Here is a 23,267-nt window from a genome sequence, read left to right on the forward strand (position 1 = left end):
TCTCCATCCACAATGAACCAAGAAAAAATCATCACCGTAAATAACCTCACCAAAGAATTTGGCAGTTTCACCGCTGTCGACGGCATTTCCTTTGATGTGTACAAAGGGGAGATTTTTGGGTTTCTTGGTGCCAATGGAGCCGGAAAAACGACGGCTATAAAAATGCTTATCGGGATTTCAAAACCCACCTCTGGCGAAGCTCTCGTGGCGGGATTTGATGTAAAAACCCATGCCGAAATGGTCAAAAAAAGCATTGGCTATATGAGTCAGAAGTTTTCCATGTATGACGATTTGACCATCAAAGAAAACATCACTTTCTTTGGCGGAATCTATGGTTTGTCCCGTGCCAAAATCAAAGAAAAAACAACACAATTAATTCAGGATTTGAATTTACAAGATGTTGCCGACAAGCTGGTAAAAGCACTTCCTTTGGGTTGGAAACAAAAACTTTCCTTTTCAGTGGCATTGTTGCACGAGCCCAAAATTGTATTTCTCGACGAACCCACAGGAGGCGTTGACCCCATAACCCGAAGACAATTCTGGGAAATGATTTATGCAGAAGCCCACAAAGGCACGACGCTATTTGTCACCACACATTATATGGACGAAGCCGAATATTGCGACCGAGTCTCGATTATGGTCGAAGGAAAAATAGAAGCCCTCGACAGTCCAAAAAATTTAAAACAAAAATACAATGTCGATTCCATGAATGATGTTTTCCTGAAACTCGCCCGAAACGTAGAATAGTTAGCAGGTTACAGTTTTCAGATTGCAGTATCACATACAGACAAAAACAGTAAAAAATCTAATAATCCAACAATCTAATAATCTAAGCAGTCAAAATGAAAAGATTCATCGGTTTTGTAACAAAAGAATTCTACCACATTTTTCGGGACAAACGAACTATGTTTATCCTTTTTGGAATGCCTATGGTTCAAATTATGCTGTTTGGGTTTGCCATTACCAATGAAGTCAACAATGTCAATATCGCAATTTTCGACCAATCCAAAGACAGCGAAACCCAACAAATAATCAATAAAATAAGTGCTTCGAAGTATTTTAAAATCGAGAGCCAAATCACCCACGAAGCCCAAATAGAAAGCATTTTCCGAACCGGAAAAGTAAAAGCCGTCTTGGTATTCGAGAAAGACTTTATCCAAAACTTACAAAACAAAAAGACAGCCAAAGTCCAAGTCATCACCGATGCCACCGACCCCAATATGGCCAATACCATCACCAATTACATTAATGCCATTTTACAAAACTATTCACAGGAAATCAATACAAACAGTAAACCCCTTTACCAAATCCAGACCCAAACCCAACTCTATTACAACCCCGAACTCAAGAGTGTTTTCACTTTTGTCCCGGGAGTGATGACGATAATTTTGATGTTAGTTTCGGCTATGATGACCTCCATTTCCATCACGCGGGAAAAAGAAATGGGCACCATGGAAGTGCTTTTAGTCTCGCCCATAAAACCCTTTCAAGTGGTCATTGGCAAAGTATTTCCATATATTTTTCTATCGATAATCAATGCAACTATCATCTTGCTTTTGGGCATATTTGTGTTCAAAATGCCCATCGAAGGCAGTCTTTTTCTATTGGCCCTCGAAAGTATCTTATTCATCATTACCGCATTGTCACTGGGAATTTTAATCTCCACTATTGCTCAATCACAGCAAACCGCCATGATGTTTTCCTTAGCAGGATTAATGCTGCCCGTCATCATCCTATCGGGTTTCATTTTCCCCATTTCGAGTATGCCTGTACCACTACAAATCATCAGCAACATCATTCCAGCCAAATGGTTCATCATCATCATCAAAGCCATTATGCTCAAAGGAGCCACCATCCATACCATCTGGAAAGAAACACTAATCCTCATCGGAATGACGCTGTTTTTCATAGCCGTAAGCATCAAAAAATATAAAATTCGTCTAGAATAGTGAGAAAGAAAAAAGAATTAAGAGTAGAGAAAATAGACAACGAAATCAAAAAACTGAAATCTCTGTGCCTTAGCATTGAAAACACAATCCTCTTTGCGTCTTTGCGCCTTTGCGGTGAAAAAACTCAGCTGTAAAAAACATCAAAATGAAAACAATCATATTCATCATCCAGAAAGAATTCAGACAAATCTTTAGAGACAAAGGAATGTTACCTATTATATTTATTTTACCACTTATCCAACTTTTGATTTTATCCAACGCCGCCAGTTTTGAAGTCCAAAACATCAAGTTTTCTTATATCGATCATGATCATTCAGCAGCATCTAGAGAACTCATTAGTAAATTTCAGGCTTCAAAATCTTTTAAAATAGTAAATCAATTCAATACTAAAGAAGAAGCCAATATCGAAATGCAAAAAGGAAACGTCGATATTATTCTTGAAATTCCTACTCATTTTGAACGCAACCTCATCACCGAAAAAGCCACCACCCTATCCGTAAGTATCAATGCTATCGATGGGGCATCAGCAGGAGTTGAGAATGTATACATTTCGCAAATCATTGGGACGTACAACCAAAAAACACAAAGTCAACTCTTTCAATACAATGACGGTACTTTTGTTTCGCCACAAAACATAGTCACCATTCCTTCCTTTTGGTACAACAATACGCTAAACTACAAAACCTATATGGTGCCTGGAATTTTGGTGTTATTGGTCACCATGATTACTCTTTTTCTGTCGTCTATGAATATAGTACGAGAAAAAGAAATTGGAACCTTAGAACAAATCAATGTGACTCCTATCAAAAAACACCAATTCATTATTGGCAAATTATTTCCTTTTTGGATCCTAGGTTTGGTCATTTTATCTATTGGTTTATTAATTGCAAAATTCGTTTTCAATGTCCCCATGTTAGGTAGTTTGGTTTTGATTTACGCCTTTACATCTATTTATTTATTAGTCATTCTCGGCATCGGAATATTCATTTCCAACCATTCAGATACTCAACAACAAGCCATGTTTATTGCTTGGTTTTTTATGGTTATTTTTCTACTGATGAGTGGATTATTTACCCCAATTGAAAGTATGCCGCACTGGGCACAAAACATTACGTTGTTCAACCCCATTCGGTATTTTGTCGAAATCATAAGGATGGTCATGCTCAAAGGAGCCACTTTTTCGGATATAACAACTCAGTTTTCTATTATAACTGGCTATGCCATTGTTTTAAATACTCTTGCTGTATTGAGTTATAAAAAAGTTAATTAATGACAGATTTTCAAAAAAAGCAATAAATTTGAATCATCATTAAAATCAAAAACCATAAAAATATGAAAAACTTAATTGCAGTTTTGGCCGTAACATTATTTTCAGCAGGCATGAATGTGAGTGCTCAAGAAACTCCGAAAAAAGAAACTCCGAAAAAAGAATGCAGCGCAAAAGATAAAAAAGCTTGCGTAAAAGATCACAAAACCTGTTCTGCTGAAGAAAAGAAAGCTTGTGATAAAACAAAAAAAGCTTGTTGTGCTGCTAAAACTGAAAAGAAAGCGTAATGTAATTTAATTTATAATGACCCTAAAAGAGTGTTTGAAGGTTCAAACACTCTTTTTTTTTGCAAAAAACTCATTTACAGACCATTTATTACCAAAAACACCTTTGCTGCTATTTTATAATTCTATATTTTTGAGAAAACTTATTTTTCATGCTCAAAAAATCATCGATTGTTATTGCAATACTTCTCATACTATTTATTGTTTTCAGAGTATTTATTGTAGACAGTTGCAGCTCAAAAGATGCCGAATATACCGAGGTTCTCTCTTCCAACAACGCTTACGTAGGCGATCAATCCTGCAAAAATTGCCATACTACCGAGCATCACCAATGGAAACAATCCGATCATTATATGTCTATGCTTCCTGCGAATGATTCGACAGTAAAAGGAGATTTTAACAATGTGACTTTCACTGCGGATGGCATTACCAGTAAATTCTACAAAAAAGGCTCTAAATTTTTTATCAATACTGAAGGAGACGATGGAAAAAACCACGATTTTGAGGTAAAATATATCTTTGGATACCAACCCTTACAACAATATCTGGTTCATTTTCCGGGAGGTCGCATGCAAGTACCCCGCCTGAGCTGGGATGTCAATCAAAAAAAATGGTTCAATCAATATTCCGGTCAAAAAATAGCTTCTCATGATTGGTTCCATTGGACTGGTAATTCCCAAAATTGGAATACCATGTGCGCCTCCTGCCATTCGACCAACTTGCATAAAAATTACGACACCAAAACAGACACTTATAAAACCAGTTATAGCATCATCAATGTAAGTTGCGAAAGCTGCCATGGCGCAGGTCAAAAACACCTTGGGTATGTAAAAAGTGCCGATTATAAATCAGGGGATAAAATAACAGGAAGTTTTCTTAAATTAGGTAAAAAATCCGGTCAATTGGAACAAATCAATACCTGTGCGCCTTGTCATGCCCGTGTCTCCGAAATTAGTCCTAAACATATCGACAGCAAAGAAATCATGGACAATTACATTCCGCAAATTCCAGATACCGAGAATTTCCATGCCGACGGACAAGTAGATGACGAAGATTATATTTATACTTCTTTTTTACAAAGTAAAATGTTTAGCAAAGGAGTAAAATGCAGCAATTGCCACAATCCGCATAGTACCAAATTGAAACACACAGGCAACCAAACCTGTGTGCAATGCCATGTAGCGAACAAATATGATACCCCAAAGCATACTTTTCACCCCTTGGGATCCAAGGGAGCATCATGCATAAACTGCCACATGCCCGGAAAATTGTATATGGGAAATGATTTGCGTCATGATCATAGTTTTAGAGTTCCCCGTCCTGATCTTTCTGCAAAATACGGCACTCCAAATGCTTGTAGCAACTGCCATAAAGACCAATCCGAAAAAGCCTTGGCCAATGCTGTAATCAAATGGTATGGTCCTAATAGAAAACACCATTTTGCCGATGATTTGATTCCGGGAAGCCAATTGGATGCTAAAAGTGAAGCCCATTTAGCCCGATTAATCAATACTAAAACCACTCCAGAAATTATAAAAGCTACAGCTGCTTTTTACTTGGGTAGTATTACAACTCCAACGAGTCTAGCTACTTTATTATCTTGCTTAAATGATAAAGATGCACAAGTGAGATATAGGGCTTTACGCAGTTTGTCGAATTTTCCTCCAAATGGTTGGATAGACAATGTAGCTCCATTAGTATCAGATAAAGTAAGAGCCGTTCGTATCGCTGCCGCCGATTTATTTATAACGCTTCCCAAAGATCAAATACCAAGTCAATACGCAAGTGCTTTTGATGCTGCACATATAGAATTACAAAAATACCTTCACTATCAAACTGATTTTTCGACAGGGAATATAATGCTTGCCGATTATTATCTTAAAATGCAGGATTACACGAATGCGGAACTTTTTTACCTAAAAGGACTTAGAAAAGACAGTCAAATGAACTATGCCTTGCTCAATTTATCCACACTGTATAATACCGTTGGAAAGAATGATGCTGCTTTAAAAATGCTGCAACGTGCGTTAAAAAACGATGCAACCAATGAACGCATTTATTACAATATGGCTTTGCTTTATAATGAAATGAATGACAAACCTGCGGCCGAAAAATCATTTGCCAAAGCAGTTGACTTAAAATCTCAAAATCCAAGAGTGTATTATAATTATGGTTTGATGTTGAATGCCAACAAAAAGTTCAAAGAGGCTGAAGGTATTTTGCAAAAAGGAATTGCCATAAACCCTAGTACTCCTGATCTTTATTATGCCCTCACTTTTGTTTATATTCAGACTGGGAACAAGACAAAAGCACAACAAACTGCTTTTCAATTGAAACAATTGGATCCAAACAACCCTAATTATCAGGAGTTATTTAAAAATTTGGGTGTGTAGTAGTAAGTTATTGTGGCAACCATTTATGTAGTATCGCTTCTAAATCAGATTCAATAATAGGTTTTGATACATAATCATTCATCCCGTATTCTAAACATTTATCTTTTTCTCCAACCATAATCCCAGCTGTCAAGGCAATTATGGGAATCTTTTTAGTCTTTTTTAGTTTTCTGATTTCTATTGTTGCTTCATAACCATTTTTTATAGGCATTTGAACATCCATTAAAATCAAATCTGGTCGATTTAGTTCAAATTGTGCAACACCTTCATTCCCATCTCTGGCTTCAAAAATGATAACATTGGGAATAATTCTTTTAACCAACGTTTTAGCCAAAAACAAATTGATTTTATTGTCTTCAACTATTAAAACCTTTAGAACATTTGCATTTTTCAATGCATTCACTTCTCTTTGAATAGTATAATTATTCAATTCTACAAAGGAATCGCTTATTGACTTTGCCTTTTTAAACTTAATAAAAAAGAAAAAATCACTGCCATCGCCGTATTTGCTTTTTAATTGCAAATTACTCTTCATTAACTCTAGCAAAAGATTAGATATAGCCAATCCTAAACCTGTGCCTCCAAACTTTTTGGAAGTAGCATTATCTTCTTGAACAAAGGAGTGAAAAATTTTCTTTTGGTTGTATTGTTTTATCCCTATACCGGAATCTTTAATAGAGAACTTAATGGTTGATTTATCTTTCTTACTCATTTTTACCAAATCAACATCTAACCGAATGAAACCAAACGAAGTAAATTTTAAGGCATTACTAATTAAGTTGACTAATATTTGTTTAAATCGAATAGAATCGGCGTAGATATATTGAGGTACTTTGTCATCAATATTTAGCGATAAATCAATATTCTTTAAATTGGCTTGATGCTTAAATAAGTCTATTACCTGATGCAAAAGATCGTACAGATCGGTTTGCTCGATATACAACTCTAATTTTCCAGATTCAATTTTAGAAAAATCGAGAATATCATTAATTATTTCCATCAATGAATTGGCAGATACATTAATGGTTGACATATACTCCAATTGATTTTTTTCAAGATTTGTTTTCATCAGCAAATCCGTAAAACCAACTATTCCATTTAATGGAGTTCTAATCTCATGACTCATATTAGACAAGAAATTCGACTTTGCTTTATTGGCTTCTTCGGCTTGCTGTTTGGCTTTTGTTAGTGCTGCATTGGTTTGTTTCAGTTTCTCATTAATTTCTTCATACTCTATATATTTGATGAGTAAATCTTTTTCATTATCCTCTGCTTTTTCTTTGGCACTAATCAATTCCATTTCCATAAGCTTACGCTCGGTAATATCAATAACACTGGCTCGAATTAACGTTTTGTTTTCGGCAGGTAATCGTACCAATCGAACATCACAAAAAAGAGCCTTCCCTTTGCTGTCTGTATGAATCCATTCAAATGTGGGCTTCCCTCCTGCTATAGCTTCTGAAAATTTTTCATCTGCCAGTTCTGTTGACAAAAGACCATTGGGTTGGTATTTTGGGCTTAAGTCTATAGGCCCTAATTGCAACAATTCTTTTTCTGTCATTTTGAATAAGGCCAAAGCACTTTGACTAACAGTAACAAATTTTTGCTCCTCCATATCTATTACAACAAGGGCTTCTGGAGCATTTTCTACCAAAATCCTAAACCGTTCTTCTTTTTCTCTTAATGACTCTATAATCTGAATACGTTCTGTTACATCCTTTACAAACAAAAGTACCTGTACCTCCGAAAGTTTAACGGCATCAATAGACCAACACCGAATGTTTCCATTTTTATGAATAAAGGGCCTGATAACGTTTAAAACTCCCTTTTGCAAAAGCGCATCTAAATCCGCAATAACACTGACTAATGCCGCTGGAGGAGTTAAATCTTGAAGGGACATTTTTAATAACCCCCTTTTAGAAAAACCTGTGATTTTTGTTGCAGCAGGATTTACTTCTAAAAAAAAGCCTTTTTCGTTAGCCACAAAAACACCATCTGGAGCATTCTCAACATAATTTCTAAATTTGGCGTTACTCTCTTGTTCTTGTTTTTTTTCCTTAATCTCAGCTACTTCTTTTTCTTTGGCTATAATTTCCTCTTCAATTCGTTTTTTCTCGGTTATATCTTGGGCTATTCCTCTTAAAGCTATAATATCCCCATTTTTATTTACTACAGGAATCCCAGTTCCATATACCCATTTAAAACGATTGTTTGGCAAAAGTACTTTATGCGTAATTTTATAAGGTATTTTATTGGCGATAGATTCACTTATCTTATTATTTAGCATTTCTCTATCTTCTGGTGTAAAATGAGTTAGATAATTAGTATACAAATCTTCATCAGATCCTTTGGGAATTTCAAAAATTCGAAATAATTCGTCGGACCAAATTAAACCATTCGTAATCAAATTAAACTCCCAACTGCCAATTTTGGCTATTTTCTGGGCATCATTTAATAAGTTCTCACTGGCAATTAATTTTTCCTGAATTTTTTTTATTTCGGTGATGTCTCTTCCGATTGCATAAATGAGTTTCTTGGAAAGATTGACAATTGTGGTCCATTGCACTAAAAAATATTCACCGTTTTTCTTTAGGGTTCTGTTTTCAAAATTTACAGAAGTGGTTCCTTGCAAAAGTTTTTGTAAGGCCTTATTGGTCTTGTCAATATCGTCTGGATGTATATAATTTAAATAACTGTTCTGTAGTAATTCCCTTTTGGAGTATCCTAATTTATTAATAAAGGCAGGATTAAATTCTTTGAAATAAGTATTAAAATCCGTAACACATATAAAATCTGATGTTTCCCGAGTGAAAAATTCAAAATTAACAATTGAATCTTCCTTCTTCTGCAATTTATGGAGCTCTAACTCGAGCTTTTTTGTTTTTTGGAGTAATTCTTCAACAGATAGTATAGTTTCTTTCATAATCAAAAATTGAATTAACAAACAAAACCTAGTAACAAATATATCAGTCTTAAAGATATAAATTTTACATTAGATAACATCTTAAGCTTAAATTAATTAGAACAAATTTCATTATTTACACAATAAATAAGAAATGTATTATATCAAAAAAACTAACCCTTCTTTAATTGACCAGTAATAAAAATATAAGCGCAAAAAAAATCTTTCTCTATTTAAAAAAATAAAGAAAGACCAGATTGTTTTCGATTAAAATGAAACTATTGTGGATTCAAAAGTATACTATACTCTCATTTACTATGATTCCTTCAACCATTTAAATACCGTTTCCTCTAACTCGGATTGAATGATGGGTTTTGCTATATAATCGGACATGCCATGTTCTAAACATCTTTCTCTTTCACCGCTTAAAACTCCTGCCGTTAATGCAATTATAGGTATGTGATTGAATTCATTTAATTTTCTAATTTCCAGAGAGGCATTGTACCCATTAAGAATAGGCATTTGAATGTCCATTAAAACGATATCCGGAATCGTCATTTGTACTTTTTGTACCGCTTCATAGCCGTTCGTTGCTTCAATAATGGTGCATTTAGCAAATAAATTTTTGATGAGTGTCTTCGCCAAAAGCATATTAATTTTGTTGTCTTCGGCTATCAAAATTTTCAAATCAGAATGTTGTTTAGAGACTTTCTTTTCGCTTTCTACTCTTATTTCAGGAATAAAAGACAATTTCTCCTCTTTCTTATTCACTTTTTCGAACTCAATTGTAAAGAAAAATTCACTTCCTTCACCAAAAGTGCTATTTAATTTGAGCTCACTATTCTTCAATCCCAAAAGTTGATTTGAAATAGCCAATCCTAAACCTGTACCTCCATATTTTCTGGTCGTTGTACTATCTGCCTGAACAAAAGACTGGAATATTTTCTTTTGATTTTTAATTTTTATTCCAATCCCAGTGTCTTTTACAGAAAATTTTATTTTTGAAAAATTATCTTTTTCCTCCACAAGATTCACATTCAATCTAATATGTCCAGAAAAAGTAAACTTCATGGCATTACTCAATAAATTCAATACTATTTGTTTTAATCGAATAGAATCCCCAATTATATATTGAGGAACGTTGGTATCGATATTAATTATCAAATCTATTTTTTTATAATTAGCCTCATATTTAAATAAATTAATAATTTGATGGGATAATTCATGGACATCAATTTCTTCAAAATCCAATTCCAATTTACCCGCTTCGATTTTAGAAAAATCCAGAATATTATTGATAATATCCATTAATGTATTTGCCGATTCATTTACCGTATTGAGATATTCCAATTGGTCTTTATCAAAATTCGTTTTCAACAACAAATCGGTAAAACCTACAATCCCATTTAATGGTGTTCTTATTTCATGGCTCATATTGGCCAGAAAGTCAGATTTGGCCTTATTTGCCGCTTCTGCATTTTCTTTGGCTTTAATAGTTTCGTCAATTTGCTTCTTTTGTGTAATATCTTGTACTACACCTTTTAGAGCTATAACATTCTTATTATCATCAACAATTGGAACCCCTGTGCAAAAAACCCATTTCGTTTTTTGGTTGTCCAAAACTATTTGGTGTTCCATTTCGTAAGGAACATTATTTGCAATAGTGTTTCCAACATTTACATTTAATTGTTCAGCATCTTCAGGTGCAAAACGAGACAAATATTCTCCGTAAAGATTCGGATTATTTGGTTCATTTTTGACTTCAAAAATTTTATATAACTCATCCGACCAGTTCAATTCCTGCGTCATTAAATTAAAGTCCCAACTCCCTATTTTAGCAATTCTTTGGGCTTCATTGAGTGATTTCTCACTGGCCAATAGTTTTTCCTGTGTTTTTTTAGTTTCCGTTATATCTCTTGCGATGGCATATATCAAATTATTGGATGAATTCAAATTAGATTTCCATTGCAAATGAACCACATTACCATTTTGTGTAATGTAGCGATTCTCAAAATCTATAGTGGGATTATTATTGGTCAAAAACTGCACTTCTGCAAGTGTTTTTTCTAAATCTTCCGGATGAACAAAATCAACAAACGGTTTAGATAACAATTCTTCTTTTGAATAGCCTAAAACTTTTGTAAATGCAGGGTTTACCACTTTATAATAGGCATTAAAATCCGCAATACACACTAAATCAGTCGATTCATTTACGAAAAATTCAAAATTTGCAATTAAACTTTTTTCAGAAATTAAATCTTTGATTATCGCTTCTTGTTTATTTGCTTTCTGAAGTAATTCTTCATAGGTTGGTTTTACATTTATCATTGTATAAAATTCAAAATGGTTGGTTGGTTATTTGGGAGCTATTATTCTACAAATATAATATAGTCATACCTAAATCAGACACCTTTAAAAAAAAATAAATGCGATTATTCGCAAAGCATTTTAGATTCTAATTCTTATCATTTACATTTTTTTAAAGCTATAAGGATAAAGCTACAAAGATAAAGCCAAAGCCAATTTCCAAAAATCAAAACTGGTTGTTGTTTACGGCCTTTGTTGGCGCCAATTTATTACAATCGTCTATAACCAAATGGTGCTTGATGGATGATATTTTAAGTAAATTAGGTGTGAAAAACTAGAATTGGAACAAAATTTCATAAAAACCGAAGCAATTGCTTCGGTTTTTTTATGCTTTTTACCCACACTTAACTAACTGACTACTTAAATATTAACACAAAATATCATTAACTTAATTTTCTTTTGTAAAGAAAAAATGATTAAATTTAAAAACTTTAATTTTTTTTCTAGTAAATATTAACTTATACCAAATAACCAATGAAAGTAAAACAAAAACTAAGAAAGATTTACACTATTCACTTATGTGCTTTACTATTAGCAATAGTATCGGTACAGGCACAAAACACAACTAGTGAATTTGATCGTACCACACTTCCTATTAAGGAACCTGTTCGTCAAACCTACAAAGAACTGGATGTTCGAAATGCCACTGCTCCGGCACGGTGGGAAGTGAAAGCTCCCAAAGGAGCACCCAATGTGGTGGTTGTCTTAATTGACGATATGGGTTTTGGAGCGTCTCAAGCTTTTGGTGGCCCTATTGCCATGCCAACTATGGACAACCTTGCAGCTAACGGTCTTAAATATAACCGTTTTCATACTACTGCACTTTGCTCTCCAACACGGGTAGCGTTGCTTACGGGCTATAACCATCACAGTAATAATATGAGCAGTATTGGTGAAACAGCTACCACCTTTCCGGGAAATACGGCGGTAAGGCCTCAAACTATAACACCAATGGCAGAAGTGTTGAGACAGAATGGATACAATACAGCAGCTTTTGGAAAATATCACGAAACTCCGCCCTGGGAAATTTCAAATTCGGGTCCAATGGATCGTTGGCCTACACATTCAGGGTTTGAAAAATTTTATGGCTTCATAGGTGGTGAAACCAATCAATATGCTCCATTAATTTATGATGGTGTTACTATAGTTGAAACTCCTAAAGATCCTAATTATCATTTCACTACCGATATGGCCAACCAAGCTATAAGCTGGGTAGGTTTTCAACAGGCATTATCTCCTGACAAACCTTTCTTTATGTATTTCGCTCCGGGTGCAACGCATGCACCGCACCATGTTCCAAAAGAATGGGCAGATAAATACAAAGGCAAATTTGATCAGGGTTGGGATAAGATGCGTGAAATAACTTTGACACGTCAGATAAAACTCGGCATTGTACCTGCTGGCACAAAATTGGCACAAAAACATACAGACATAAAAGACTGGGCTAAACTTTCGTCAGATGAGAAAAAATTATTTTCACGCCAAATGGAAGTGTATGCCGGATTTGCCGAACAAACCGATTACGAAATTGGAAGGCTTATTTCAACTATTAAAGAATTAGGCGTAATGGATAATACAGTAATCATATTCATTGACGGAGATAATGGTGCCAGTGCCGAAGGTCAAATGAACGGTATGTACAATGAAATGACTTTTTTTAATGGGGTACCAGAAACTGTTCCTGATATGTTAAAGCATCTTGATGAATGGGGTGGACCAAGCACTTATCCGCATTATGCAGCAGGATGGGCTGTGGCAATGAATGCCCCTTTTGCTTATACCAAGCAAGTAGCTTCTGATTTTGGAGGTACAAGAAACGGTATGATTATTCAGTGGCCAGCAGGTATCAAAAGCAAAGGAGAAGTACGTTCGCAGTTTGGTCATGTAATTGATATTGCCCCAACTGTTTTTGAAATTACAAAAATTCCTGCACCAACAACGGTAAATGGTATTAAGCAAGACCCAATTGAAGGAACAAGTCTTGCCTATACATTTAATGCTGTCGCTGCACCTGAGCAACATACCGCGCAATATTTTGAAATGTTTGGTAACAGGGCTATTTATCAGGATGGATGGCTAGCTCGTACGATTCATAGAGTAGCTTGGAATTCGAAGCCAGACCATCCTCTTTCAGAAGATGTTTGGCAATTGTATAATTCAAATAATGATTTTAGCTTGGCGAATGATTTGGGAGCAAAAAATCCTGACAAACTCAAAGCCATGCAGGCATTGTTTATGACAGAGGCTGAAAAATATCATGTATTGCCATTGGATGATCGCCTTTTAGAAAGAATGGATGCTGGACTGATGGGCAGACCAACAGTGATGGGCAAAAGAACATCGGTAACGTATGGAGAGGGCATGAAAGGAATGGGTACTGATATTTTTATTGACCTTAAAAATACCTCTTATACCATAACAGCCGATGTGGAAGTAAAGGCTAACGGAAATGGTGTAATTGTATGTCAAGGTGGTCGTTTTGGTGGTTTGGTTTTTTATATGAAGAATGGCAAACCCACCTTTACCTACAACTACCTGGGTTTGCAATCTGAAAATATTATGGCAGAAAAACCCCTTGCTGCTGGCAAATACACGCTGGTATATAATTTCCAATACGATGGTGTAGGCGCAGGAAAAGGTGGAAGATCTACCATTACCGCAAATGGCCAGAAGATAGCTGAGGGAACACTTTCAAAAACACAGCCAGGTGTATTCTCAGTTGACGATTTGGCTGATATAGGTGTTGATGAAGGAACACCAGTATCCGATTATGGTCCTGATTCTAAGTTTAATGGAAAGATAGGTAAGGTAAAGATTGAAAGAATAAAATAGTTTTTAGACAAACAGCCTTATCGCAATCTTCTATATTCGACAAGGCTTACTTAAAAAAAAATTAAATTGTCAAGTCGTTTTCCAACCTTAAAAAAATAAAAATCATGAAAAAAATGTATTTATTTCTTGTTCTGGCACTATTGATTGGAACAACTAAAGTATCTGCTCAGACTGAAGATACAAAGAAAAACATAGAAATAATAAAAAAGAACCTTACAGACAGTAAGGCGGCCATGAAAAAGTATGAATGGATTGAAACCACCACAACCTTTTTGAATGGAGAACAAAAAGGGGTCACTCAAAAACAATGTTATTATGCAGTAGATGGAAAACTTACCAAAGTTGAAACTGGAGGTTCTACCGAAGCTAAAAAACCTGGAGGATTACGTGGCAAAATAGTTGAAAATAAAAAGGCTGAAATGTCAGATTATGTAAAAAAAGCTATTGCAAAAATTCATACCTATTTACCTCCCAATTCTCAAAAAATTCAAAAAATTTACGCAGACGGAAAAGTAGCCATTCAAGTACTAGAACCCAATAAAAAATTCAAACTTAGCTTCCCAGATTACAATGAGACGGGAGATTTACTTTCAATAAGTCTTGATATGTCTACTCAAAAAATCATGACTGTGAATGTAAGTACCTCCGTGGACGACCCCAAGGAAAAAGTAGTATTCAACATTACCTATAGCAACCTTCCAGATGGAACACAATACCCAGGAACTACAACCCTTGATGCGCCAGCAAAAAACTTGAAAATAGAAATTTTAAATTCTGGATTTAAAAATGCGGGCGTAAAATAATTTTTATTAAGACAACAAAAACTAACAAACTAACAACCATGAAAAAAGTATTTTTATTATTTGCAGTAGCATTTTCAGTTACAACATTCGCACAAGACACTTCAAAAAATGATATAGACATTGTACAATCGCTTTATGGAAAATCAAAAGCCGAATTGGTAATTCAATATATGGCATTATCTGATACTCAAGCCACCGAATTTACAAAAGTGTATGAAGCTTATGAAGTAGAAAGAAAAAAATTAGGACAAGAAAAAATACACCTAATTGATCAATATGCTAAAGACTATGCTTCTTTAACAGATGACAAAGCAGACGTACTTGCTAAAGGATCATTAAAAAATATTGCAGCATTCGAAAAATTACATTCTGCTTATTATGATAAAACAAAAAAAGTAATTGGAGCCATGAATGCACTAAAGTTTATGCAACTTGAAATCTATTTAGAAACAGAAATTAGAAGCAGCATACAAAATGCTATTCCTTTTGTAGGTGAGTTAGATACGGCAAAAGCCAAATAAATAAACAGCAAATTAATTAACAACTAATCAAATTAAATTATGAAAAATTACAGCTTAATACTAATCGCTTTTTTATTTTCTATAGGTATAACCGCTCAAGACAAAGGGTCAATAGTACTTGATCTTTATGGTAGTTATGTTTTTTCTGATCGAGTAGAATTTGATTATGGTCACGCTACAATAAACGATGGTTTTGAATACGGAATTGGATTAGAGTATTTTATACAAAAATCAACATCGTTAGAACTGAAATACTTGAGAATAGATACCGCAATGCCATTTTATGGAACTGCAGGTGTTCAACTTAATGCTGGAGACGACAAAGGTGCTATCAATTATATATTAATCGATGGAAATTATTATTTTGACAAAGGAACCAAAGTAACTCCTTATTTAGGTGGGGGAATTGGTATGGGAATTTTAGAATCGCCTCAATCAGGAAGCGACACTAACTTTGCATGGGAGATTAAAGGTGGGGTAAAAATAAAAACAGCTTCTGTCGTTTCTATAAGTCTTCAAGCTTCACTTCAATCTATGATTGCTGCTGCTGGTACTGATACATATTGGGGCTATTATGGCCCCGTTACTGTAACAGATTATGCCCATTCTTATCAATTTGGGTTGGGTGCAGTAATTGGATTTAACTTCAAATAAACAAAACTGTAAAAAGAGGCTGTCCGAAAGGTTAGCCTCTTTTAATTTTTTACCAGACGGAACTTTATATTCAGGCAATGTAACCTTTAATACTCCTCCACAAAATTTAAAAATTGTGATAACAAATTCAGGTTACAAACTAGGAAATGGTCAATAAAACAAAATAATAATTAAAATCAAAAAAGATGGCGACTAAAACGTTTTTTAAATTGAACATTATATTTTTTTGCTTGGTATCTTGCCTAAATTACGCTCAAGTTCAGACCACAGGAGTTCCTGGATCGCCGGGTGCCACAACTACAGCGGGCAAAAACCTCCCGTATTCCGCCCCTAAATATGGAGGAGTAATTAATAAAAAAGCAACAGATTCGAAACCTTGGTGGACACCTCGCGTAGTACCTCCTAAAGGTGCACCTAATGTATTACTTATTATTACAGATGATTGTGGTTTTGGCTCGCCAAGCACTTTTGGCGGTGTTATACCAACACCTGCCTTAGATCGTATTGCCAAAAGCGGTTTGCGATATACCAATTTTCACTCTACATCGCTCTGTTCGCCTACTCGTGCAGCACTCATCACGGGACGTAATCACCACGTCGCTGGTACTGGAGTAGTTGGCGAAATCGTTACAGGTTATCCGGGCTACAACTCAGTTATCAGAAAAGAGAACGGTACCATTGGAGAAATGTTAAAAGGGAATGGTTACGCTACCTCATGGTTTGGAAAAGAACACAATACCCCATCTTATCAAGCGACCAAAGCTGGACCATTTGATCAATGGCCTATTGGTATGGGATTTGAATATTTTTACGGTTTTGTTGGAGGTGATGCCAGCCAGTGGCAACCAAATCTCTACAGAAACACAACTCCTATTTATCCCTTTGAAGGCAAACCTGCTGGAACTTGGAATCTAACTACAGAAATGGCCAATGAAGCCATACAATATATGAAGGAGATAAAGGCGGTTGCACCCGATAAACCATTTCTTGTTTATTACGCTCCAGGCGGAGTACATTCGCCACACCATCCAACCGAAGAATGGATTAAAAAAATTAGCGACATGCATCTCTTTGACAACGGTTGGAATAAATTGCGCGAAACCATTTTCGCCAATCAAAAACGATTGGGTATTATGCCGCCAAATGCTAAATTGACCGAATGGTCAAAGGACTTACCGAAATGGGAAACCCTAAGTGCAAAGGAAAAGAAACTTTTTATTCGTCAAGCAGATGTTTATGCTGCTTATCAAGCCTATACCGATTATGAGATAGGTCGTGTTATTCAGTCAGTTGAAGATCAAGGTGAACTAGATAACACCTTAATTATCTATATCAGTGGTGATAATGGTGCTAGTGCCGAAGGAATGCTTAATGGTACTCCAAACGAGTTCACTACATTTAATGGGGTTCCTGTACCCGTTAATGCGCAATATCTCTTTTATCCATTCTGGGGTTCAGAGAAAACATTTCCGCATTATGCAGCACCTTGGGCTTGGGCATTTAGTACTCCTTTTAAATGGGTCAAACAGGTAGCTTCTCATTTTGGAGGAACTGCACAAGGGGTTGCAATGTCATGGCCGGGTCACGTTAAGGATGTGGGAGGTATTCGCCGTCAGTTTCATCATGTTATTGATATTGTTCCAACTATTATGGAGGCTACCGGTATCGAGCAACCTGAGTCTATAAATGGTATAAAACAGCGCCAAATGGACGGTGTAAGTATGGTTTACACTTGGGATAAAGCCAATACAAATACTCCTACTAAACATACCACGCAATATTTTGAAATGCTAGGCAACCGTGCCATTTATGACGAAGGTTGGGTAGCTTGTACAACTCCAGCAACACTTCCGTGGCTACTTAGTTCGGGAAAAGCACCCGATGTTCTCACAGGTTACAAATGGGAACTTTATAACGTTGCAGTAGACCCAACAGAGTCTGACGATTTAGCAGCAAAAATGCCTCAAAAGCTTAAGGAATTACAAGATTTATTCTATGCTCAGGCTGAAAAGTATGACGTACTGCCGCTTGACAACTCGACGTTGTCGCGTTGGAACGCAGCTAAACCGGGTTTGGCATCAGGACGTACAGAATTCACTTATTCAGGAATAATCACAGGAATTCCGAACAGTGGTGCCCCGAGTATCCTTAACAAAGCGTATACCATAACTGCTGAAGTTACAATCCCTGATGGCGGAGCTGAAGGAATGATTGTTACCGATGGTGGGCGATTTGGTGGCTACGGTTTATTCTTGAGTCCCGCTTTCGATTGGTGGTCAAATGCCGATTTGTTTCGAAATATAGGCTTAGGATTCTTAGTCGTTGGATTGCTATTGGTTTGGCGTGGACGTAGCAAAAATTGGTCACGTTTTAAAATGAGAATGAGTCAAATCGTCTTAATTTTTGGCTCTCTTATAATAGTTTCAGTATTTGCGACTACTATTTTCAATATTGGACGAGGAAAACCTGTATTCCTATACAATCTTCTCGATCTTAAACGTACAGTATGGTCTGGTCCAGCATTGGATGAAGGCAAGCATACTATTGTTTTCGACTATAAGCCTGATGAACCAGGATTAGGAAAGAGTGGTAAAGGAGTCCTCATTGTAGATGGTAAAGAAGTAGCTACCAATACGATGGAGAATGGAACCCCAATTACGTTTCCTGAGGATGAAACTTTCGATGTAGGTAGCGACACTCGTACAGGGGTTTCGATGTTAGAATATCGATATGAGTCACCTTTCAATTTCACTGGTACAATCGATAGACTTACATTCAAACTCAAACCATTTCCGATACCGGCACCACAACCTAAACCAAGACTTACAGAATGAAAAAAGTACTTTTATTTGCATCGCTAAGTGAAGCCTTGACTGGATTGATGTTGTTGATTGTTCCAGCGTTTGTTGGAAAGTTGTTACTTGGAGAGGAACTTATTGGAATTAGCATACCTATAGCGAGAACGTTTGGCATTTCACTAATAGCTTTAGGAGTTGCTTGTTGGCCTAGCGCTACTGCTCTTAGAGGAATGTTAACCTATAGTTTGCTTGCTTCAATCTATCTTACATCTGTTGCGTTAGAGCGTGAATTTGTGGGTAAATTTCTTTGGCCGGCGATTGTTTTACACGTTATTTTAACAATACTCCTTATTTGGTTATCACTGCTAAAGCCCGAATCATCAAACGAACTGAATAAAATATAATCAAAAAAAAAAACATCATGATAACAACTAAAACTTACTTTAAACCCGCATTTTTTTCACTTATGCTTTCGATTTTAATTTCAGGAAATCTAATGGCTCAAGACAATAATGCAGTTGTACCGCAAAAAAACAAATGGTCTTTTCTTGTTGAACCCTATATGATGTTTCCGAGTATGAATGGAAGTGTTGGATTAGGAGATTTACCAGACGCTACAATCGATGCTGGTTCAAATGACATCTTTGGTAATTTAAAAATGGGTTTCATGTTAAATGCCGAAGCAACAACTGGCAAGTGGACTATTGGTTCCGATGTTCTTTATATGAATCTTGCGCAAGGAGTTGACCCTAGAAACTTAATTAACAGTGGTGAAATAACTGCCAAACAAATTGGATGGGAAGTATCGGGTTTGTACTGCGTAACTCCATGGCTCGAATTAGGAATAGGAGGTCTTTTAAACTCTATTAATTCCGGGGTTGATCTTAACGTGAATGTTATTGGAGGAGGAACTACAACTAAAAGCAAGTCTATGACCGAAACTTGGTTTGACCCTATGCTTATCGCAAGAGTTAAGAGTAAACCTGGAGAGAAATTTATTTACCAGTTTCGTGGCGAAATTGGAGGTTTTGGTGTTGGTTCAGATTTAGCTTGGCAAATACAAACCTATGCAGGATACCAATTTTCAAAGCTATTTCAAATCACGGGTGGTTATAGAATTATTAGTCTCGATTATGAAACTGGAACCGGACAAAACCGATTTATGTACAATGTAGATACTTCTGGGCCGGTATTGCGATTTGGTTTTAATTTTTAAAGCTTTATATCGAAAGCTACGGAACTACAGTAATGAATCAAAGCCTACCCTTAAACATTCATCATTTAAAAAATTTAAACAATGAATATTTTTAAAATATTTATGACTTTGAAATTCAGAATAAATCTAGTTTGTTTATTGCTCTTTGTGAGTTTAAGTCCAACTCATAGTTGCATTGCACAAAATCACTCTATTGAATTATGGCCCGAAGTTGATATTTGGTACAGATTGAATCCTTCATGGCGTCTTTCTTCCTTTCTTCCAATAACAAAATACAACGAAAGTGGCAACCGTGATTTGAACATTTATTTACAAGTAGACTACGCTTGGGGAAAAACAAAATATACGATCTACAGAAGACTAATGGATGAGGAAAAAGAGCAAAAAATGAGAACTTTTATGATAAGAGGAGGCTTTATGAAAGGATGGAGCCTTGGTGAGAACGCAGATGATTATACTGAAAGTATGTTTTTTACAGAGTTTCACAAAAGGATACCACTGAAAAGAAATATATTGCTTTCACATCGTTTTAGAATCGATACACGTTGGCTTGGTCAGGAATCTAACTTCTCCTATCGGTTTCGTTACCGTTTTATGCTTGAGAAAGAGTTTAAAACAGATAAGAGTTCCATCGTCCCATACGTAAATATTGAACCCTACTGGGATTCTCGCTATTCAAAAGTTACTCGAGCCCGCGTGATAGGTGGTGCCATAGTATCTCGGGGATCTCGCTTTGCATTAGAAAGCAATCTAACGTATCAGTACGATCAAACTTATGGTACAGAAAATCTCTACGCACTTAACATTATTCTACACGTCTTCTTAGAAAAGAAGTGAAATTTGCTTTACCAGTTAGCTACCAAAATCCTAACATCCATTTTACTTGGGGATTCTCTAGAAACTTTATTTAAGTAAAATAAAAAAAAAAACAGAACATTCAATTAACACACTAATATTCAGTATATTTATACAACAAATAAACATTCATTATTTAAAATAACAGCATAACTATTCAAAGACTTTACAACCTAATCATTTCTTTGTATTTTGAACCAATACACAAGTTTAGGCTAATAATTATTTAAAAGAAAGCAAACTAATTAAATAATAAAATTCATTAAGTGATGTCATTCGAAATGCAGATATTCTCGTTTCTTTTCCTTATGCTTGGACCTTTTAAAGTTGTCATTCCATTTGTAAAAATCACTATGAATGCAAGTTCAGAACTTACTCGACATATTGCATTGCGTGCTACTCTTTTTTCTAGTACAGTCTTGTTAATTGCTGCTTTTCTCGGTCAAAGAATTATGAGTAGTTACGGTATTCCTATGCCTATAATGGCTTTATCAGGTGGAATCATACTTTTTCTTGTGGCACTCCTTAACGTTATTAAGCAGTTTACTCCCCCTACAGGAAAAAAGGATTTTATTAAAAATCCAACATTGAACATGGCATTAAATCCACTTGCCTTTCCAGCTATAGTAACTCCTTATGGAATTGCGGCACTCATTGTTTTTCTCTCCATCAGCCCTGATTTAAAAGCAAAACTAACTGTTGGCGCAATAGTTATAGGAATTATGTCTTTAAATTTAATTGTAATGCTTTTAGCCAAGCGTTTCTTTAAGCCCCTCTCTTTGATTCTTGCTTTACTTGGAGTAATTCTTGGTATAATTCAAGTAGCACTAGGACTAATGGTTATCATCAATCAGACCAAGACAATCTTTGCTTTATAACTCACTGATAAAAGTTGTAAAACTATAAGAATAATTCTGTTGGTCGATTTAATCACTCCAGTTTTGTAAACCTACTCTTTTGCCTAAGAGATAAAAAAACAGGTCTAAAATATAAACACTATAAAAATCAATAAATAACAAAGTTATGGACCAACAAACAATAAGTTACTTTAAATCGAAACCTAAAACGATTGAAGAACGCTTTGCAGAAGGCAAAGCCCTACGCGATAAATTCCCGAGAAAAGAACAGGGAGAATACAAACCAGATCCTAACCGTGCCGATCCTATTTCTATTTTAGAAGAACAAGGAAAAACCCGTCTCACGGAACTTGTGCCGATTCGATATGCCCGAATGCTCACTTCACCTTTCGCCTTTCTTCGCGGGGCCGCTGCGATAATGGCCGCTGATCTTGCAGCTGGCCCTAAGCCTACCGGAATAAATGTTCAGACTTGTGGTGATATGCATGTGGCCAACTTTGGCTTATTTGCATCTGCGGAACGCACTTTGATTTTTGGTATCAATGATTTTGACGAGACCTTACCAGGGCCGTGGGAATGGGACATAAAGAGACTTGTGGCTAGCATTGTTGCGTCTGGAAGATTTCTGGGTGCCAAAAAGAATTTATGTGCCGAAAGTGTTTTGGCAGCGGTTAGTTCGTATAAAAAAAGCATGAGGAATTATTCCGCAATGGGACACATTGAATTGGTTTACGCCACCATGACCGAAAAGGATCTTCAGAAAAAACTACCCCCATCGCTGCAAAAAGGACTGAAGAAGCTTACTGATAAAGCCCGGGAACGAACCCATTTTCAGGTACTGGACAAACTCGCAAATATAGTGGATGCTAAATATCGATTACGGGATGATGCTCCTTTTATTGTGCACGAAACACATACCAAAAATGGTAGACCAATTGATGAGGCGTTAGGGTTGTTTCTCGAATCCTACATGCTTTCCCTTGCTGACGACCGTATCCAATTGTTGAAACAGTACCGCATTGTGGATGTGGCCCGTAAAGTTGTTGGCGTGGGAAGTGTAGGAACGCGATGCTGGATTGTTTTTCTCTTAGGAAACAATTCTGAGGACCCTTTGTTTTTACAGGTAAAAGAAGCACAACCCTCTGTTTTAGAACCCTATACTTCAAAATCTACTTATTCAAATCACGGACATCGCGTTGTAGCTGGACAACGATTATTACAAGCCGCACCTGATATTTTTATCGGTTGGGGTGAAATCGATGGTATTCATTTTTATGTGCGTCAGTTACGAGACATGAAAGGTGGTGTGGAGTTTGATCCTGCCAAAGTAAACGTTGAAAACTATCCTGAATACTGCAAGCTATGCGGAGAGGCTTTAGCATTGGCTCATGCCAAATCTGGCAATGCCGCCATGATTTCTGGCTATCTCGGTAAAAGCGATGAATTTGATCAAGCCATGGTTCGCTTTGCTTTTGCGTATGCGGATCAGACCGAGGAAGATCATCAAGCACTGAAAACGGCAGCAGCGAGTGGAAGGATTCAAGTTGCGAGATCCGAATCCTAAAAGCT

At 36.1% G+C, this 23,267-nt stretch carries 18 protein-coding genes; 16 read left to right on the forward strand and 2 right to left on the reverse strand.

Features of this window, described 5'->3' with window-relative positions; all coding sequences use genetic code 11:
• Positions 1 to 12 precede the first annotated feature (12 nt).
• The 5 genes from DB891_RS10905 to DB891_RS10925 all read left to right on the forward strand — a co-directional run bounded on the left by DB891_RS10905 (position 13) and on the right by DB891_RS10925 (position 5,893).
• Positions 13 to 747, forward strand: coding sequence for an ABC transporter ATP-binding protein (locus tag DB891_RS10905; RefSeq protein ID WP_116763438.1), 735 nt, complete (start codon positions 13 to 15; stop codon positions 745 to 747).
• Between the two features lie 95 nt (positions 748 to 842).
• A complete protein-coding gene (locus DB891_RS10910) occupies positions 843 to 1,949 on the forward strand; it encodes an ABC transporter permease (RefSeq protein WP_116763440.1) in 1,107 nt (368 codons plus the stop codon).
• Positions 1,950 to 2,094: 145 nt separating this feature from the next.
• A complete protein-coding gene (locus DB891_RS10915) occupies positions 2,095 to 3,219 on the forward strand; it encodes an ABC transporter permease (protein WP_116763442.1) in 1,125 nt (374 codons plus the stop codon).
• A gap of 62 nt (positions 3,220 to 3,281) precedes the next feature.
• Complete coding sequence (locus DB891_RS10920) at positions 3,282 to 3,503, forward strand: hypothetical protein (RefSeq protein ID WP_116763444.1); 222 nt, start codon at positions 3,282 to 3,284, stop codon at positions 3,501 to 3,503.
• A 149-nt stretch (positions 3,504 to 3,652) separates the two neighbouring features.
• Complete coding sequence (locus tag DB891_RS10925) at positions 3,653 to 5,893, forward strand: ammonia-forming cytochrome c nitrite reductase subunit c552 (protein ID WP_223256090.1); 2,241 nt, start codon at positions 3,653 to 3,655, stop codon at positions 5,891 to 5,893.
• Positions 5,894 to 5,900: 7 nt separating this feature from the next.
• On the opposite strand, the gene DB891_RS10930 is transcribed toward DB891_RS10925, so the two are convergent.
• Positions 5,901 to 8,816, reverse strand: a complete 2,916-nt coding sequence (locus DB891_RS10930; protein WP_116763446.1) for a PAS domain-containing hybrid sensor histidine kinase/response regulator — start codon at positions 8,814 to 8,816, stop codon at positions 5,901 to 5,903.
• A gap of 294 nt (positions 8,817 to 9,110) precedes the next feature.
• A complete protein-coding gene (locus tag DB891_RS10935; protein ID WP_116763448.1) occupies positions 9,111 to 11,123 on the reverse strand; it encodes a PAS domain-containing protein in 2,013 nt (670 codons plus the stop codon).
• A gap of 218 nt (positions 11,124 to 11,341) precedes the next feature.
• Here DB891_RS10935 and DB891_RS10940 point away from each other — a divergent pair, with 218 nt between their 5' ends.
• The 11 genes from DB891_RS10940 (at position 11,342) to DB891_RS10995 (ending at position 23,262) form a co-directional block, all read left to right on the forward strand.
• Entirely contained in the window at positions 11,342 to 11,440 is a 99-nt protein-coding gene (locus DB891_RS10940) for a hypothetical protein (RefSeq protein ID WP_394335996.1), read from the forward strand.
• A gap of 196 nt (positions 11,441 to 11,636) precedes the next feature.
• Entirely contained in the window at positions 11,637 to 13,994 is a 2,358-nt protein-coding gene (locus DB891_RS10945; protein ID WP_116763452.1) for an arylsulfatase, read from the forward strand.
• 104 nt (positions 13,995 to 14,098) lie between these two features.
• Entirely contained in the window at positions 14,099 to 14,797 is a 699-nt protein-coding gene (locus DB891_RS10950) for a hypothetical protein (protein ID WP_116763454.1), read from the forward strand.
• Positions 14,798 to 14,835: 38 nt separating this feature from the next.
• Positions 14,836 to 15,318: a hypothetical protein gene (locus DB891_RS10955; RefSeq protein WP_116763456.1), complete on the forward strand. Its 483-nt coding sequence runs from the start codon at positions 14,836 to 14,838 to the stop codon at positions 15,316 to 15,318.
• Positions 15,319 to 15,357: 39 nt separating this feature from the next.
• Positions 15,358 to 15,972, forward strand: coding sequence for an OmpA family protein (locus DB891_RS10960; RefSeq protein WP_116763458.1), 615 nt, complete (start codon positions 15,358 to 15,360; stop codon positions 15,970 to 15,972).
• 209 nt (positions 15,973 to 16,181) lie between these two features.
• Positions 16,182 to 18,806 (forward strand): arylsulfatase, encoded by a 2,625-nt coding sequence (locus DB891_RS10965; protein WP_223256091.1) that lies wholly within the window; start codon positions 16,182 to 16,184, stop codon positions 18,804 to 18,806.
• Positions 18,803 to 19,174, forward strand: coding sequence for a hypothetical protein (locus DB891_RS10975; RefSeq protein ID WP_116763460.1), 372 nt, complete (start codon positions 18,803 to 18,805; stop codon positions 19,172 to 19,174). The genes DB891_RS10965 and DB891_RS10975 overlap by 4 nt, the downstream gene beginning before the upstream one ends.
• 17 nt (positions 19,175 to 19,191) lie before the next feature.
• Positions 19,192 to 19,986, forward strand: a complete 795-nt coding sequence (locus DB891_RS10980) for a hypothetical protein (RefSeq protein WP_124019511.1) — start codon at positions 19,192 to 19,194, stop codon at positions 19,984 to 19,986.
• Positions 19,987 to 20,067: 81 nt separating this feature from the next.
• On the forward strand, positions 20,068 to 20,823 hold the full coding sequence (locus tag DB891_RS10985; protein WP_116763464.1) for a DUF2490 domain-containing protein: 756 nt from the start codon (positions 20,068 to 20,070) through the stop codon (positions 20,821 to 20,823).
• 287 nt (positions 20,824 to 21,110) lie between these two features.
• Positions 21,111 to 21,719 carry a MarC family protein gene (locus DB891_RS10990; protein ID WP_116763466.1) on the forward strand — a complete coding sequence of 203 codons (609 nt, stop codon included), beginning with the start codon at positions 21,111 to 21,113 and terminating at the stop codon, positions 21,717 to 21,719.
• A 145-nt stretch (positions 21,720 to 21,864) separates the two neighbouring features.
• A complete protein-coding gene (locus DB891_RS10995) occupies positions 21,865 to 23,262 on the forward strand; it encodes a DUF2252 domain-containing protein (protein ID WP_116763468.1) in 1,398 nt (465 codons plus the stop codon).
• Positions 23,263 to 23,267: the final 5 nt, after the last annotated feature.

This window comes from Flavobacterium laiguense, assembly GCF_003097655.1.
Taxonomy (GTDB): Bacteria; Bacteroidota; Bacteroidia; order Flavobacteriales; family Flavobacteriaceae; genus Flavobacterium; species Flavobacterium laiguense.